This window comes from Trinickia sp. Z7 (assembly GCF_056498045.1).
In genome coordinates, this window is sequence record NZ_JAUEQW010000013.1 from 62,445 (window position 1) to 78,118 (window position 15,674).

Annotated in this window: 14 protein-coding genes; 5 read left to right on the top strand and 9 right to left on the bottom strand. The window is 61.6% G+C overall.

Going from position 1 to position 15,674, the window contains the following annotated elements:
• The first annotated feature begins 113 nt into the window (after positions 1–113).
• Together QQS38_RS20170 and QQS38_RS20175 are read left to right on the top strand one after the other, a co-directional pair.
• Complete coding sequence (locus QQS38_RS20170; RefSeq protein ID WP_479647121.1) at positions 114–728, top strand: helix-turn-helix domain-containing protein; 615 nt, start codon at positions 114–116, stop codon at positions 726–728.
• A gap of 84 nt (positions 729–812) precedes the next feature.
• Positions 813–1,187: a DUF2471 family protein gene (locus QQS38_RS20175; RefSeq protein WP_479647122.1), complete on the top strand. Its 375-nt coding sequence runs from the start codon at positions 813–815 to the stop codon at positions 1,185–1,187.
• A gap of 103 nt (positions 1,188–1,290) precedes the next feature.
• Here QQS38_RS20175 and QQS38_RS20180 read toward each other — a convergent pair whose 3' ends face one another.
• Complete coding sequence (locus tag QQS38_RS20180) at positions 1,291–2,496, bottom strand: DNA-binding protein (protein WP_479647123.1); 1,206 nt, start codon at positions 2,494–2,496, stop codon at positions 1,291–1,293.
• Positions 2,497–4,316: 1,820 nt separating this feature from the next.
• Between QQS38_RS20180 and QQS38_RS20185 the strand changes: the two genes are divergently transcribed.
• Positions 4,317–5,675 (top strand): RepB family plasmid replication initiator protein, encoded by a 1,359-nt coding sequence (locus tag QQS38_RS20185; RefSeq protein ID WP_479647124.1) that lies wholly within the window; start codon positions 4,317–4,319, stop codon positions 5,673–5,675.
• A gap of 63 nt (positions 5,676–5,738) precedes the next feature.
• On the opposite strand, the gene QQS38_RS20190 is transcribed toward QQS38_RS20185, so the two are convergent.
• Both QQS38_RS20190 and parA read right to left on the bottom strand, forming a co-directional pair.
• Positions 5,739–6,800 (bottom strand): ParB/RepB/Spo0J family partition protein, encoded by a 1,062-nt coding sequence (locus QQS38_RS20190; protein WP_479647125.1) that lies wholly within the window; start codon positions 6,798–6,800, stop codon positions 5,739–5,741.
• Between the two features lie 24 nt (positions 6,801–6,824).
• Positions 6,825–7,487: a ParA family partition ATPase gene (gene parA, locus QQS38_RS20195; RefSeq protein ID WP_479647126.1), complete on the bottom strand. Its 663-nt coding sequence runs from the start codon at positions 7,485–7,487 to the stop codon at positions 6,825–6,827.
• A 962-nt stretch (positions 7,488–8,449) separates the two neighbouring features.
• Here parA and arsC point away from each other — a divergent pair.
• The gene (gene arsC, locus QQS38_RS20200) at positions 8,450–8,809 is read left to right on the top strand and encodes an arsenate reductase (glutaredoxin) (RefSeq protein ID WP_479647127.1); all 360 of its coding nucleotides are present in this window, start codon (positions 8,450–8,452) and stop codon (positions 8,807–8,809) included.
• A 175-nt stretch (positions 8,810–8,984) separates the two neighbouring features.
• Here arsC and QQS38_RS20205 read toward each other — a convergent pair whose 3' ends face one another.
• The 4 genes from QQS38_RS20205 to QQS38_RS20220 form a co-directional block, all read right to left on the bottom strand.
• Positions 8,985–9,344 carry a DoxX family protein gene (locus QQS38_RS20205; protein WP_479647128.1) on the bottom strand — a complete coding sequence of 120 codons (360 nt, stop codon included), beginning with the start codon at positions 9,342–9,344 and terminating at the stop codon, positions 8,985–8,987.
• Positions 9,345–9,432: 88 nt separating this feature from the next.
• Positions 9,433–10,194 (bottom strand): HvfC/BufC family peptide modification chaperone, encoded by a 762-nt coding sequence (locus QQS38_RS20210; protein ID WP_479647129.1) that lies wholly within the window; start codon positions 10,192–10,194, stop codon positions 9,433–9,435.
• A complete protein-coding gene (bufB, locus tag QQS38_RS20215) occupies positions 10,188–11,054 on the bottom strand; it encodes an MNIO family bufferin maturase (RefSeq protein WP_479647130.1) in 867 nt (288 codons plus the stop codon). The genes QQS38_RS20210 and bufB overlap by 7 nt, the downstream gene beginning before the upstream one ends.
• A gap of 101 nt (positions 11,055–11,155) precedes the next feature.
• Positions 11,156–11,401 (bottom strand): BufA1 family periplasmic bufferin-type metallophore, encoded by a 246-nt coding sequence (locus tag QQS38_RS20220; RefSeq protein ID WP_479647131.1) that lies wholly within the window; start codon positions 11,399–11,401, stop codon positions 11,156–11,158.
• Between the two features lie 471 nt (positions 11,402–11,872).
• Between QQS38_RS20220 and QQS38_RS20225 the strand changes: the two genes are divergently transcribed.
• Positions 11,873–12,430: an NADPH-dependent FMN reductase gene (locus tag QQS38_RS20225; RefSeq protein WP_479647132.1), complete on the top strand. Its 558-nt coding sequence runs from the start codon at positions 11,873–11,875 to the stop codon at positions 12,428–12,430.
• A gap of 4 nt (positions 12,431–12,434) precedes the next feature.
• Here QQS38_RS20225 and QQS38_RS20230 read toward each other — a convergent pair whose 3' ends face one another.
• Both QQS38_RS20230 and QQS38_RS20235 read right to left on the bottom strand, forming a co-directional pair.
• Entirely contained in the window at positions 12,435–13,190 is a 756-nt protein-coding gene (locus QQS38_RS20230) for a hypothetical protein (RefSeq protein WP_479647133.1), read from the bottom strand.
• Between the two features lie 56 nt (positions 13,191–13,246).
• The gene (locus QQS38_RS20235; RefSeq protein ID WP_479647134.1) at positions 13,247–15,511 is read right to left on the bottom strand and encodes an ATP-binding protein; all 2,265 of its coding nucleotides are present in this window, start codon (positions 15,509–15,511) and stop codon (positions 13,247–13,249) included.
• Positions 15,512–15,674 lie beyond the last annotated feature (163 nt).

The window sequence follows — 15,674 nt, forward strand, 5'->3', positions numbered from 1 at the left end:
GCGATGAGGCCGTCTATAGCTGTTATAGTCGGTTGTCCGGTCACACCGAACAAATTCCAGTTTTTCGAACTCAGGTTCGATATAGCGAACAACTTTAAGCGATCCGAATTTAAATGGCAAGCTCCGCGACCCGGCGCACGGCGTCTCCGCCTGCGTCAACCACGCCCGCGCCGGCCTTGGCGCCGCCGCGCGTCGGCGAGCAAATTCAGCGGCTACGCATGGAGCGGAAATTGACGCTCGACGACCTTTCGCGTGCGGCGGGCGTATCGAAATCGATGCTGTCTGAAATCGAGCGCGACAAAGCGAATCCGACCATTGCCGTGGCCTGGCGGCTGACCAATGCGCTCGGGGTGAGTCTCGACCAATTGTTCGCTTCTCAGCGGGCGCACGAAACGATCGCCGTCAGCGGGCCGCACGACATCCCGACGCTCGATGGGCACGATGCAAAGTATCAGCTGCGCGTTTGGGGCCCCATTGAACTGGCAGGAAGGTTCGAATGGTATGAAGTGACGTTGCAGCCCGGGGGCGCGCTCGTGTCCAATGCGCACGAGCCCGGCACCCGCGAGCATTTGACGGTGCTCGGCGGATCGATCGAAGTCGAGGCCGATGGGGAGAAAAAACGCCTCAAAGCGGGCGATACCGCGCGCTATCAAGCCGACGTGCCGCACGCCATACGCAACGCCGGCAAGAACGAGGCAAAAGCACTGTTGATCGTCATCCACGGCTAGCCGGGCAGCGGCGTACCGCCAACTGGGCGCACCGGGCAAAGTACTGTATATTTCCACAGTATCTCGATATCCCGGAGAGCGGCTATGACCGAACGCGATCTCGCCGCGCTGACCTTTCAGGGCGCGGCGCGCGACCTCGAACACATCGTCCGTCATATCGCGGCGCGCTATATCGTGCAAGGCGTGCCGCTGAGTTGGCGCTTGCTGCACGCAATCGAAGCGGAAGCGCTGGCGGACCTCGGCTTTGCGGGTCGACACGATCCTTTCGTGCTCGACCTATTCAAACGCCCAGAGCACATGATCTACCCGGAAACGGACGATCCGGCCACGTTCGGTAAATCGAACGCGTTGCCTGCCGCGTTCGCCTTCGCCGTTGCGGCTTACGAAGAAGCGCAGGCGGAACAAACGGCGCAAACGCCGCTCAGGCAAAGCCGCGGCCGAAGGCCCCGCCCGGTATGAAGGGGAAAATGCTCCCGCAAGGACTCACCTATCGCATCCCGAATTTCCTCACCATAGGCCGAATGAGGCGGGCGCATCCACGGATCGTCGGAAAATCAACCGCTTACGCGGGCGAATCGGTGCGCTGCGGGCTCATGAACTGTGTCACGGCTTCCAGGCGCGACGCCGTCGCCCCGGACGAATGCTCGCATTCCGGGCACGACAACTCGTATCCCTCGCCGTCTCGCGCCAGTTCGGGTTCGCCGTCGGCGCATTTGGGGCAATGAGACGGAAGCTCGATATAGGCGTCCAACGCAGTGCCGAGCGAAGCGAAGTCGGCGTCCGAAAAACGCCCGGCTTGCGCCCACGCGCGAATGAGGCCGGTCACTTCGGGGGAAAGCGCGCCGCGCTCTCGAACTGCCGCAAGTTCTCGCGTTAGTGCATCGATTTCGTCGGACTGCTCGCGGGTTTGGGCTTCGAGCCGGTCGCCGCGGCTTTTGGCGGCGCTCAATTGCTGAATGAAATCGAACTCTTTGCGGCTTGCGTCGCGAATGCCGGCTTGGTAGGTGCTTGCCATGCTGCGCAAGGAATCGAGCTCGACGAGCATCGGCTTGACGCGGCGCTCGGCTTCCGCGATTGCGTCCTTGATTTGGTTGGCGTAATGCTCCGTACTGTGGCGCAACTCTTGATGCAGGGCCTCGATGCGTTCGCGCAACGAGGCGTTCGTCGCCTGTTCGGTTTCGAGACGTTGCTCGAGCCGGGACTTTTCCCCTTCCAGTCGCGCGAGCGTCGCTCGCAAAACATCGTCCTCGCTCACTCGTAGCGCAGCCGACGCGTCGATCTGCGCTTCCAGTTCACGCACGCGAGCAAGCGCGGTCTCTGCGCGCGTCTCCGCGCGTTGCCAGGCATCGTGCGCGGTTTCCTGCCGAATCTGTGCTTCGCGCAATGTATTGGTGGCTCGATCGAGCGCCTCCGCTGCGTGCTGGCGTTCCTCGTCGAACGCCTGCCCGGCTGCCGACACAGCGTGTTCGTATAATGCGCCGAGCAACTCGCCGGCTTTTTCCTCCAACGACGGCGGAATGGCACCGCCTCCGACGCGCACGCGCGATGCGTCGCGAATGCGCTCCCAGAAATGATCGATATCCTTGGGGATGTCGCTGGCGCTGCCAGTTTGGGTCAGTTCACGGACAGCGGCGCTCGACGGCCGGATCCCGAGGTCGAAAAACAGCCGCTTGCAGGCGTGCAGCGACAATTCCCGGCGATGGGCGCCGGCTGCTCGCAGCGATTCGAGCTCTTGCCGGATGGCGTTGCGTTCGTCATCGATCTTCATTGGACAGCTCGCTCGGGTTGAAGGTGTACCAATAATAACGGAACACGTATTAAAAGGTACGATTTTGATCATACCAAGCGTCGCTGTGCTGATTGGCGTCGATAAGCGTCTTAGCTGGCCTGTGGGCAGTAGCCTTGCTCGGTTATTCCGTGAAACAAAGCAAGGAATATCTGCTAAGTTGTTGATATTTAATTGAATTACGGATCTTTCCCTTTATCGCGCCTTGTTTCACGGGACGGAACCGTTTTTGGAGCGACGTATGTCTCCAGGCTCACAGACATCGTCTTGAGAGTCATTGAAGTAAACACCCTTGAACCCTTGTTAAAAACGTTAACGCCACGGCAAACCCTTACCAGCAAAGGCTTTCGCGGCGGTTCAGTGAAGCTTTACGGGAGACGAGGTGAGCCGTGACGGGAGCAATCCGTGATGGGGTTCGGGGACGTGAGTGAGCCGGAGCAGGAAGCAATGTGAGGGGATTCGGGGGGTGCCGTCCAGCTCGGAATCGGGCCAGTGAGGTTTTACGGGAGGCGCCGGGCCTGCGAGTTAGGCAGGCTGGTGATGGATGCAACTCGACTCATCGAGTGAAGGTGAGACTTTTCGGGGCATGTCCAAAGGGGGAAATCGACCGCCGATTTAACCCCTGAGAGGGGGTGGGTGAGATGCTGCGGGACAAATAGCGTTCGAGAAGTGAGCCTTTACGGGAAAACCCGGCCTTTTGGACGTATGCTCGGACCAAAGGTGAGCTTTCTCGGGACCTGGCGCCGTCGTGGAGCGGTGATGGTGACCGGCAAGCGACCTCGCTGCGCCGGAAATGACATTGAGGTGAGATTTTGCGGGAGCATCGGTCGCCACGTATCGCCTCGGCCGAAGCGAAGCGCCGTCGGCCTCAGTGGTGAGCTTTTTCGGGACTGCGATATCCCGTCAAAACTCGGTGCCGCGTGAAGTTAGTCGCCACTTCGCGCGAGAGGTAGGCTGGAACTGTGTGGTGAGATAGCTCTGAATTCCTGGAAATCCGCCAAAGGTGAGTGTTTGCGGGGGTGGGTGGGACTTGCGCGCCGGCGTGTCTGCAAACGCGAGTCGAAGGATAAGGTGAGTGTCTGCGGGACCCATGCGCTACTCCTGGGGCGCGACGAGAGGCGAGGCTAAGTATCGGATCTGCATAGGAAATATCTTACCGAGTCGGTTCAGGTGAGGTTTTGCGGGAGCAGTGACGGGCCGCGGCGTTGACCGGTTTGCACGGTGCCTTATCGCCCCTTAGGTGAGCATTTTCGGGAATCGACTGCCTCCGGGGGGCGCTGGGCCACCCGCGCAATCGGCAAGTACACGGCCTTTCCGCTAGATGAAAGGTGAGCTTGTTCGGGAGCTTGCGCGCGAAGAGTTTCCCCGCAATGTCCTTCTGCTTGCGAGTTGCCTGTGCGCGCCCCGCTCTCGACGTGGGTTCGTGGCCCGAGGGAAGCCATTTGCGTGAGCCGAGCGACGCTTCAGACGCCCTTGCGCGCCGTGCAGGGAGTCGAGCCGACGATCGTCGGTCGTTCACGCAATCTCCGTCGCCAAATTACGACAATCTCGATGGTGAGCCGATACAGGATCGGTCGCTGGGTCTACCCAGCCGAGTGCCAAAGAGCCCAATTCTCGTGGATGCCTATCCGGCAAAGAACCGAAGCGCGCGCCGGATTTACTCACGGGTGAGGCGTTACGGGAGCAGAGCGAGGTGAGTCGCCGTCGAGAACGGCTTTTCACCGCGAAGGGTGAGAGTGTGGGTGTAGACGCCCATCACCGCACTCTGTATCCTGTCGGAAAATTTCCTTCACGACCGATGCATGGCAACGAAGCGCGCGAAGAAAACCGATGTGGTGAGTCCAAGCTCCGCTGAATTGCGAAAGGCCGTCGAAGCGATCGCCATTCAGCCCAAGAGCGGTAAGATCACGCTCCTTACTCGAAAGCTGTTCAACGTGTTGCTGGCCGTTGCGCAGCAGGCGGACGAATCCGGCGACACCTACCGTGCTTTGTTGTCGGACATCGTCGCCAATTCTGCTTTCGATTCCAACGATACGGCCCTGGTGAAAGAGCACCTGCGGCGGATGGTGTCCGTGCAAGTCGAGTGGAGCCAAGGGACGTCCAGCCAAAAGCCGGGCCGCAAATGGGGCATCTCGACGCTGATCGCGGATGCCGAAATTCTAGAAGATCCCGCCACGCGGCGGGTTTGGGTGGAGTTTTCGTTTGCGCCGAAGATCAAGAAAAAGCTGCTCGATCCCGTGCAGTACGCGCGCCTGAGCTTGCAGTTTCAGAGTCAGCTGCGCAGCAGCGCTGGGCTGGCGTTGTACGAGATCTGCGTGCGTTATCTCACCAATCCCAGTCACCTGACGATGCGCGAGTCGTGGGCATGGTGGCGACCGATCCTTTCAGGCACGCCGGACACCGAGGCGGGTGACGAGGCAAAGCGCGAATACAAATATTTCAAGCGAGACTATCTGCGGCCTGCCATTGCGGAAGTGAACGCCGTGACCAACATCTTCGTGGAACTCATCGAGCACCGCGAAGGCCGGCGCGTCGCGGAGATTCAATTCCGCGTGACCGAACGCAAGCAGCCGATGCTGGCGTTGGACGAGCATCCGAACGTCTTCGACAGCACGCTGATCGACCGGATGGTCAAGATCGGCATTCCGCTGAAGGAGGCGCAGACCCTGTACGCCGATAGCGAGGAGAACCGCATCCGCGCTGCTTTGCAAATGACCGAGCAGCGCATGCGCAGCGCCTCGCTGCCGCCCGTTCGCAGCGCTCCTGCGCTCTTCAAGGACGCGCTCAAGAAGGGCTATGCCCCGCCCGTGGACCTGGTCGAGCAGCCGCCTAGCGGGACGGTGAAGGGGCTGTCGGGTACCGTGCCGGCCGACGAGCTCAAAGCGCGGTTGCTGGACGAATACGCCGCGTACCGTCGGAAAGAAGCGCGTTCGCTCTACGAAGAGCAAGGCGAGTCGGAACAGGAACTCGCGAGGCAATCGTTCGAAGAGGATATGCTGCCGCAGTTGGGCTCTCACCTACGCGAAGACTGGCGTCGTCGCGGCCTGAGTTCCAAGCTCGGTGAGACGGCGTTCTTCGATTGGCTGGCACGCAAAACCTGGGGCGAACCCACCGACGGCGATCTGCTCGCCTTCACGCTCAGCCATTCGCGGGCCGCCTGAGCGCGGCATAGCCCGGGCGCCCGCCTGCGGGTCTTCGCGGTGCTTGGGCGCTATCGCCCAGGCTCAGCTCGATTGCAATATCTGTTCGATCCGCCGCAGAATGTCGTCGCGCTTGTCACGAGACAAGCCGCGCAGTCGCAACTCGAGCCTGTCGTCGCCGTAGGATTTGAGATCCCCCACCGCGACACCGTCGAGTTTGATTTCCATTCGCTGCGCGTAGCGCTGGCGCATCGCCGGCTTCGCATCGTCCTGCGGATTCGCCCGGCCCTTGACGATATCGGCGACTTGCCGTGTGCTCAAATCGTCCGCAACGATGCGGTTGATCAAGCGCAGCGTCGCATCGACCCCGCGAGCGGAGTGATAGCGGCCTACCTGATATGCCATGTTCGAGCCGAAGCGATCGGGACGCGCGACCATTTCCTGCATGATCGATTCGGGAAGCTTGGCAAGCGATAGCGCCACGGCCACCGTGGATTCGTCGAGTCCCAAGTGCTCGGCCAATTCTTTCTGACTTTGGAAGTGCTTTTCGTCCAGGAAGCGCCGCCAGACGATCGCGTTATCAAACACGGTTTGCGAATCGCGTTGAACGTTCAGATCGTAGCCGAGCTTATAGCTTTCAATTCCGACCGGAAGATCGACGACGACTGCCTTGACGGTGTCCTTGTTCGCTTCCTTCAATGCGCGCACGCGCCGGCCGCCATCGCTGACGAAATACGAGCCCGGATTGGCGTAATCGGGAATGACGTGGATAGCTTGCTGCTGGCCCTGCTTTGCGAGATTAACTGCGAGTTCGGCGATCGATGCCTTTAGATAAAAGTGCCGTGGATTGAATGGGCTGGGCTTGATCGCCCGCAAATCGAGTTCGATCACCTGCCCGGGGTTGTAGTTGTTCGAGAGACGCCATGCGCGATAGTCGTTCGATTCGTTTGCATGGTGAGCGTCGGTCGACGACGTGACGGAATGAAGAACCGCCTCGCCCCGCCCCGGCGTAGTCTTGACCGATGCCCTCGTGTCGCCCTGTACGATGTCGTCTATCGCGTTAAGCCGATCGAGGGCCGTGCGCTTCTCGCTGCTAGTGGTATCGGGGCGCGCCTGGAAGCCTTTTGCCAACTGGGAGGGTTTCATTGGGGGTCCTTTATGCGCATAAAGTCAGGGGAGCATCGAGGCGATTTCGGCCGCGCACGCTCGGATCTCGGCCGCGGCGAGTTTTGCGCCACGGTCATTCATTTGCAGCACCGTTTGACCGAGCGCCATTGCCTGTTTGTACGCTTCACGCGTCGGAATCTGGGTTTTGAGGAGAGGAAACCCGAGGTCCTCGAGCGCACGTTTGAGTTCACGGGTCAGCATGCGCTTCTCTTCGGTCTTGTTCAGTAAGAAGACCGCGCGGAGATCCTCGTTCATCACTTGGGCCTGTTGCACGAGTTTCACCAGGCCGACGCTCGACCAATAGTCCGCGGGAGACGAAGAGGTTGGGATCACGGCGATAGAAGCCGCCAAGAGGACAACGCCCGACACTTTTTCGGTAATCGAAGGCGGGCAGTCAACTACGATCACGTCGTAGTCACCGATGAATTTCTTGATCTCGCGATGAATTTGGCCGCCGGCTTCGGAAAGGTTGACGACAGGAAAAGGAATACCTGAGTCGCCGTCTGCCGAGGCACTCGCCCAGTGGATCAAGGTGTTCTGCCCATCGGCGTCGACCACGAGGACGCGCTTGCCCTTTTCATGGAAAGCAGCGCCAAGATGCATCGCGATGGTGCTCTTGCCCACCCCGCCCTTCTGTTGAGTTACCGCGACGATTTCGGCTGCCAATTTTTTTAGCTCCTTAACAGATCGACGAATTCTACCTTGTAAATTTAGGAATTCAATGTTTTCGTCGTTGGCGCGCCACGAACTGGCCATTTGGACAAGGTTTATGCGCATAAAGCGGGTGAGACCGGGTCAGCCGGTTTATGAAGTTTGTCGCCTGTTGTTAAACGGATGCGACGATAAAGGGTTTAGCTGATGGGGTTCTAGGGTTGCTTAGAGGGGTGGTCGATTTGCTGAGAAGACGTCACGCGCTGACAGATGCGACATTCGGTGAAGTGCGCCGCGTCCCTTGATCTGTCGCCCGTCTCCTATTTGACTGGTGTGTGGTTCGGTAGCGTGTCGCGAATCCCCTGGCTCGAGGAATCGGCAGCCTGCGAGCCAGCCAGCACGAGCGGAGCGTGGTGCGGCCACTCGATGGCGCGAGTAATCGGTGAGAGTGCGGTCGCCGCGAAAGGCGAAAGCGAACAGGTAAGTTGCGCTCCGCAAAGCGCTCGTTGCAGCCGGTCGGTGACGCAGCGTCGTTTGTATCCGAGGACCCACATGGCGACCGGGCCGATTGGCCCGGAAGATCGATTCTGCCCACCGCTGCCGGGATGCCAGCGGTTTATGCGCATAAACCGTGGCGCACCGCTGTCGCCGACCGACCTGGTTGGGACAGAACGTCTGTGCGAATACCGCCAATCGCGGGCAGGGAAAATGGGAGGGGCGGCCGATGCAAACAAGCACCGATCGACGCCGCCTTGCGGTCGCCCCGGGCTGCGGCGCATGTACCATCCAGTCGAGATTAGCCGCTAGGAACCTGGAAGGGTCACCGCGACCTTCTCGCGGATATCTCTCTCGCACTATCGTTTCGCGAAACCACTCGCCGATACTCGGCTTGTAGCCGCTCGCGTCCGGCGCAGTCTGGGCCCGTAACGGCCTGCGCCCGTAAAATAACGGCCTCTCAGTGAACAGGCGAATGAATCATGATCACCATCTACCACAATCCCCATTGCTCCAAATCGCGTGGCGCGTGTGAACTCGTCAAGGACCGGCTTGACCAGGCTGGCGAGCCATTAACCGTTGTCGAGTATCTGAAAGAGCCGCCGTCGGTCGAGGCGCTCAAGGCGCTGCATGGGATGCTGGGCGGCGCAGTCAGAGACATGGTTCGCGACAATGAGGCGCCCTATAAACAACTGGGCCTCGACGATCCCGCGCTGACCGACGATCAACTGTACGCAGCGATCGCCGCCCATCCGATCCTGCTGCAACGTCCTATCGTCGTCCGCAATGGACGAGCCGTGATCGCCCGCCCGCCGGAGAATGTCGCCGTCCTCTTCGAGTAACGTCGTCGTTCGTCCTCGATGCAACAGGCTCGTGGCGACGACAGAGGGTGAGTTGCCTGCAACGAGTCGAGTGACATTTCGTGATTCGAGTCCAAAGAAGGCAGCGAACGTCAACGCCACCCGGGCGCGCCACGCGTCTCTGCGCCGCCCTGTGGCCGCTTTTTTGAGCTTGTTTTCATGCCCGGTTTTGCTGCACACCGCCCATGACCTTCCCTCGATGCAGAAAGCCTTGAAGCGACCAACGCCCGGCTCCATGGAAGAACAGATAAGCGATCAAGACGGCCCACAGGATGTGGTCTTTGATCATGACGAGTTCCAACCCTGGGTAAGACAATACCGCGACGAGATTGACGAAGAAAAGTCCCGCGGCGGCGAACCGTGGCTGCAACCCGACCAACAGCAAGACCGGGAAGATCAATTCGCCGCCGGCGCCCATCACGGCCGCTACCGCGGGAGGCAGGACCGGCACGTGATATTCGTTGGAGAACAAATAAAGCGTACTGTCCCAACTACGCAATTTTGTTAAGCCCGACAAGAAAAATACGCGGAATAAATAAAGTCGTATCGCTAGCGCGAATAACGGTTGTAGTGCGACTGCAATATCATCGAGACGATGAAACCAGCTAGATAAGCGTTTCATGATGAGGTACCTCGATAGCGTGGACGAGCCGACGGCCGAATAGTTGCGCAAGCAACGAATTCGCGTTGGCGCCTATATCGGAGAGCGCTGCTTGAACCGTGGCGCCGGCCATCAACGCAGCGACCGCCTGCGCTTCTGCCATCCCCAGCGCCTGCCAATGCACGGAGAACGCTTCTCTCCAAATCAAGACGGATTGGCTTCCAGCGTCCAACCGCGCGGGGGCGCCGCCGCCGTGCATCGCCAAAATGTCGGCAATCGGCCAACGGCTCGAGCGCGCCAGCGCAACCGATGGCATGAGCCGCAGCGAGGCCGCCGCAAATTGATCAGGGCCGAGTTCGGCGAGTCTCGCGCCATCGACTGCATCAGCGTCGTCGGCGAAGTAGGCGCGATGCAGCCGCCAATCCACGTCGGCCACGTCGCCCAAGTAGGGCAGGTCGCCTGCGGGCTCGAAGCTGCGAATGAACGCGGGCAGCGCGGCGCCGTCCTCATGAAGGTTGGCGCTCGCCGCCGGCGTGCGATCGACGTAGGCGCGTGCGAGCGCATGGAAGTACTCTTTGCCGACGAGCCGAACGACGTTGACGAAGGCATCGGTGAGGGCGGCGATGCGATTGAGTCGCACATTGTTTCGATAAACGCTCAAGCGCCCTTTCGTGGCCGAGGTCACCCCGGAGGGCTCGGCATCATCGCCACTAAGCGAAGCAGCGAAAGCGCCGAGCCGCGCGGCGTAAGAGGACCGGCTCAACATGGCGCCACCTCGGGCATGGCGGTTTGAGCCGAGCGCAGGCGGGTATCGGCCGCGGCCACGCGTTCTTCCAGTAGCGCGTACTCCTCGAGCAGCGCGTCCAACGCCGGCAAGTTCGAATCTCGCTCGAGCAGCACCGGCGTCGGGCCGAACCGGTCGAACGCGGCGTCGAGCAGCGACCATACGGCGTCGCAAACCGGCGCGCCGTGTGAGTCGATCGCGATCGCGTCCAACCACTCGAATCCCGCCACGTGAATTTCGCCGACGCAGCCCCTCGGCAATCTCGCCATTTCCACTAGCGGATCGATGCCCAGGTTCAGCGCATTGACGTACAAGTTATTCACGTCGAGCAAGATGCCGCAGCCGGTGCGCGCGACGAGCTGTGCGAGCATCTCGGCTTGCGTGCACAGTTCGCCGTCGAAAGCGACATAGGCCGAGACGTTTTCGATCAGCAGCGGCCGGCCAAGCGCATTCTGAACGGCGTCGATGTGTTCGGCGACGACTTCGATCGCGCCTTCCACGCGTGGTACGGGCAGCAAGTCATTGAAATATCGGCCGCCTGCTCGATTCCACGAGAGGTGCTCGGAGACGAGCGCGGGCTCGATGCGCGCGACGAGCGCTTGCAATTGTTTTAGATGATCCGGCGCGGGCGCTTCCGCACTGCCGAGCCCTAGCCCCACTCCGTGCAGGCTCACCGGGTAGTCCTCCCGCACGCGCGAAAGCGCCGCGACGGGCTCGCCGCCCCCGAAATAGTTTTCGCTGTGCGCTTCCCACCAGCCGACGCGCGGACGTCGCGCGAGCGCGGCGGCGGCATGAGGCGCGCGCAACCCAAGACCTGCGCCCATCAGTGCCTGCGGATTCATTGCATTTTGCTCCTAGGGTCGCGACCGCTCGCGTGGACAAGCCCCGCGAGGGGCCGGTGGCGGCGCGCAATCGGCGCGCCGTCCGAGAGACATACGGTGAGTTACATCGCGGGCGAGAGCGTGCCGCCGAGTTGGCCGCATGTCCCTTTGGCGACAGCCTTGAACTCGCCTTTGTCCATGTCCTTCGTCGCCTGGCCTGCGCACGAGTGACTGTTGCCCTTGCAGTCGTTTTGGCCTGCGTGCGCGATGCCGTAGCACTTTTCCATGTCGGCAGCGAACACCGGCGTCGTAAGCGTTGCACCGAGGGCTGCGGTGAAAGCGGCGGCGGCGATCCATTGCTTGTTCATTTGATGCTCCTGATTTGAATTGAAGTGAAAAATCAGATGGCCTCTAGGTGGGCCTCGATAGCTTGAGCCGGTGTCTGCTGGACGGGACGAGAAGCCGGAATCTTTCGATTGCCTGACCGACCGTTCTTGCCGTTTCGCGACGCACGACCCTTGCTGCCTTCAATACGCCGGGGGTAAGCGAACGGATGCAAGGAAACGCAAAGATGTTCGCTCACCGTCGAATAGCCTTCCGGGACATCATGCAATCGTCATGGATGTGTCGATTCGTAAGCGCGGTGGGATATTGACGACTTATCCACAGATTCTGTGGAAAAGGTTGTGGAAAGGCGGGGTGAGAGGCCCAGCCGGCGGCGCGTTTAGTGGGTTGCCGGAAAAACGGGCCAGCGAAGCGAAGCATCGATGGCTATGATGGGTAGTTGGGCCGAACCTTCCGGCTTCGGCATTCTCGTCCTCAATCGTGGGAGTAACGCCATGGCTTACAAAATCGAAGTGGTAGTCGGCAGTCTGCGGCGGGAATCGTTCAACAAGCAGCTCGCGCACGCTCTGACCAAGCTGGCAAGCGGCGACTTCGAGTTCTCGTTCCTCGACATCGGTTCGTTGCCGCTCTACAGCCAAGACTACGACGCCGATTTCCCCGACGTCGCAAAGGAACTGAAAAAGCGCGTCGAAGCCTCGAACGGCTTGCTGTTCGTCACGCCCGAATACAACCGCTCGATGCCGGGCGTGCTGAAGAACGCAATCGACTGGGGTTCGCGGCCGTGGGGGACCAATTCATGGAAGGATAAGCCGGCGGCGGTTTGCGGAATTTCCCTAGGCGCGACCGGCACGGCGTTGTCGCAGCAGCATTTGCGCAACGTCCTTGCATATCTGGACGTTCCCACGCTCGGCCAGCCCGAGATCTTCCTCAAGCACACCGACTCGTTCTTCGACGCCAATGGTGGTATCGCCAGCGAGGACACGCGCAAGTTCCTCACGACCTTCGTGCAGCGTTTCGAAGCGTGGGTGAAGCGTCACGCTTCGCCGAAGTGACCGCTCACGTTCCGTCAGGCTTGGATTCGCCGCCACGGTAGCTTTCGGCGTCTTGCAAGAACTCGTCGGGGATGGCGGGGGCGCGCGGCTTCGACGCCTCGGGTGCGACAGGGGGCGCCGGCGGTTCGCCCGGCCCCGACGTGAACACCGCACCCATGCCGGGGGCGGAGCCGGCGGCGACGGCAGTCGCGCTTGCTTCGGTGGCCTGCTGTTGCGCAGCGCCTGCCGCCGGCAAGGAGCCGACAACGGGTTCGCCGGCGCCACTTCGCGGATAGCTCCGTACCGTGCTCGGGCGCGTTGCCGCAGCGGGCACACTCGGGCGCAAGCCCAGTTCTTCGAGCGGCGAGTGCGAACGTGTGGCGTCGTCTGCCGGAGCGTGCCAAGTTGCCGCTCGCTCCTCGATGTCGAGCGGCCCCATGGCTTCGAGCGTTGCACGGGAGAGTTGCGCGAGCGCATCGGTCGACGCGTCGACGCAGACCATCACGGCGCCGCGCCGAACCGCCTCTGCGTACTGCGCGCTCGTATGCTCAGGCGGCGCGGTGACGAACAGCGATTCGAAAAAGCGCTCGATGCTGGCGAGCAAACCCTCGTTCGCAGTGGGCGCGGCATCGACGGCCGAAGTCGCATCGCTTGCATAGGTCGGCTCGCATCTGGCCTTGAGCATCACGTCCTCATGCGCGACGCCGGCCGCAACGAGCGCATCGCGAGCGGCTTCGGCCTGGGGATAGGTATCGAAAAACGCGATAACGGTGTGCTGCATGATGACCTCCTCGAGGCTGGGTGCTCGATGAATACGCAAAACTCGCGCCGCCCCGCTCAAGTCGCCTTGCCGTGCGCTGGGGCGCCAAGCTCGCGCTCGCGCGCAATGGTCTGAAGCATCGATTCCAGCAACGCGATATCGAAAGGTTTGGACAGCACGCGCACGTTGACATTCCTCGCGCGCTCGAGCTCCTGCGCGTAACCCGTGATGAGAATGACGGGGATCGGCGCGGCCAGCGCTTGTGCCGCTTCGGCGAGGTCGATGCCGTTGTGGGCGCCGGGCATGTGGATGTCGGAGATGAGCGCGTCGAACGGATCGTCGGCTCGGGCTTTGCTGTCCGCGATGAGCCGCAAGGCTGCGTCCGCATTGAATGCGCAGGTTACGCGGTGCCCCATCATCCTTAATAACGCCTCCGTGCCGGCGGCTACTTCGTCGTTGTCTTCGACGAGCAGGACGTGCATCGCGCCGGGCGGCTCGGCGTAGGCGGCTCGCTGCGCGACGGAGGCGGCGACCGTAGGCGCGTTGACGGCGCGCGGCAAATAAAGCCGCACCGACGTTCCGACGCCCGGCGTGCTGTCGATCGTCGCCAGACCGCCCGAGCGGTCGCAGAATGCGAATACCTGCGGCAGGCCGAGGCCGGTGCCCATCCCCTTGGGCTTGGTCGTAAAGAGCGGTTCGAACGCATGAGCAAGGACATCGGGCGCCATGCCCGCGCCGGTGTCTTCGAGCGAAATCTGGACGAACTCGCCCGTGAGCGCGAACCCGCCTTCGCGTTCGAGCCTCACGTTGGTGGCGCGAACGGTGAATCGGCCTCCGTTGGGCATCGCATCGCGAGCGTTGACTGCGACGTTGATGAGGGCGAGTTCTAGTTCCGCACTGTCGACTTCGATCGGCCAGATGTCGCGGCCGATATCGACGACGAGCGAGGCCTTGGCGCCGAGCGAGGCGCGCAGCAATTCGCAACTGGCTGCCAGCCAGCGCGACAAGTCGATGACTTCGTTGCGCAGAGGCTGCTTGCGCGCGACGCCGAGCAGTTGGCGCGTGAGCGACTGCCCGCTTTTCAACGCACGCTCGATGGCGCTCAGTTCGCGGTCGAGACCGGCGGCGTCGCGCCTGCGCGCGATTTGGACATTCGTTGCGACGATCGTCAGTAGGTTGTTGAAGTCGTGCGCGACCGTGCCGACCAGGTTGCCGAGCGCTTCCATCTTGCGTGACTGCCGATACGCCGATTCGATCGAGCGTCGCATCGATGCTTCGGCCTGCCAACGCTCCCATGCTTGCTTTTCGGCTGCGAGGCGCTTGAGCGAGAGGGCGAGCACGAACCAGAGCACGATCGACGGCACGAATATGGAAGTTGCCGAAATCAAGGCTCTGTTGGACCACGCCGTCCAAATGGCCGCCTCGCTATAAGCGCAGGACACATAGACGGGATAGGAGCCGACCTGTCGATAGGCGAGAATTTTGCCGCCGCGCGGCTCGCGCTGGCCACCCTCGCCGGCAATGCGCAGTACCCCTGAGCGGCTGCCGGCGGCGAGCGCCGTTTCCAACTGCGGCGCGACCACGGCCGATTCGGGACGCGGCGGATACGCGGCGAGCACCGCGCCGTCGCTGCGCGCGAGCGTCATCGACATCGCGCCGCGTTCATTGCCGAGCAGTTCGCGGTAAAACGATTCGAAGTACGAACGGCGCAGCGCGACCGAGACGAGCCCTGCGAACGCACCGTCGGCGGCGCGCCGTGCGATGCCCGTATTGAAGACGGCATCGCCGCTACCCGCATGCCACACCATGACTTTCGAAACATGCTCGAGAATGCGTCCGCCGCGAATTCCGACGAAGTCGTCGCGCGTGGCGATCGACGCGTGCGGCGCCGGGTAGTAGCGGCTGTTTGCGAGCAAGACGCCTTCCGGGCCGAAGATCGACACCGAAGCGACCTGCGGATAGCCGCCGCCGATCTTTTGCAGCTTGCTGTGGATGTCGGCTTCGCTCGCGCGAATCGCCTCGTTGGTGAGCCCGCGTACCAGATCGTCGACGCGCGCATCGAGCGTTTCGTTCAGATCGAATACTTTTAGCGCGTGTTCTTCGGCGATGCGCACGGTTCTAACCGTCGCATCGGTCGCAGATGCGACGCGGGCGCGGAAATCGGAGTAAGCGATAGCTCCGGCATAGACGCACGGCAAGACGATCGCCGCGGCGAGCAGCACGATGAGGGTCACGCGCCGGGCGCGGAAGTCCGGTACGGGCATGGCCTGCACGGGCGAGCCGTCTTGCCAATCGCCGGGCAGGGCGTTCGTCGTCGAAGCTGCGGGCCGTCGGCGGTTCATGTTCTTGGGCTGTTCAATTAGCGAGCGGTTACCTTTCAATCATCATAAGCGACTTATCCTCGCCCGAGCTTTTTCGCGCTCCCGCGATGCACGAGGAGGTCCGAACGTTCGCCCTAAAACAGCGACGAAATTCGAAGCGCAAACGTACACAAAAGAAAAATTA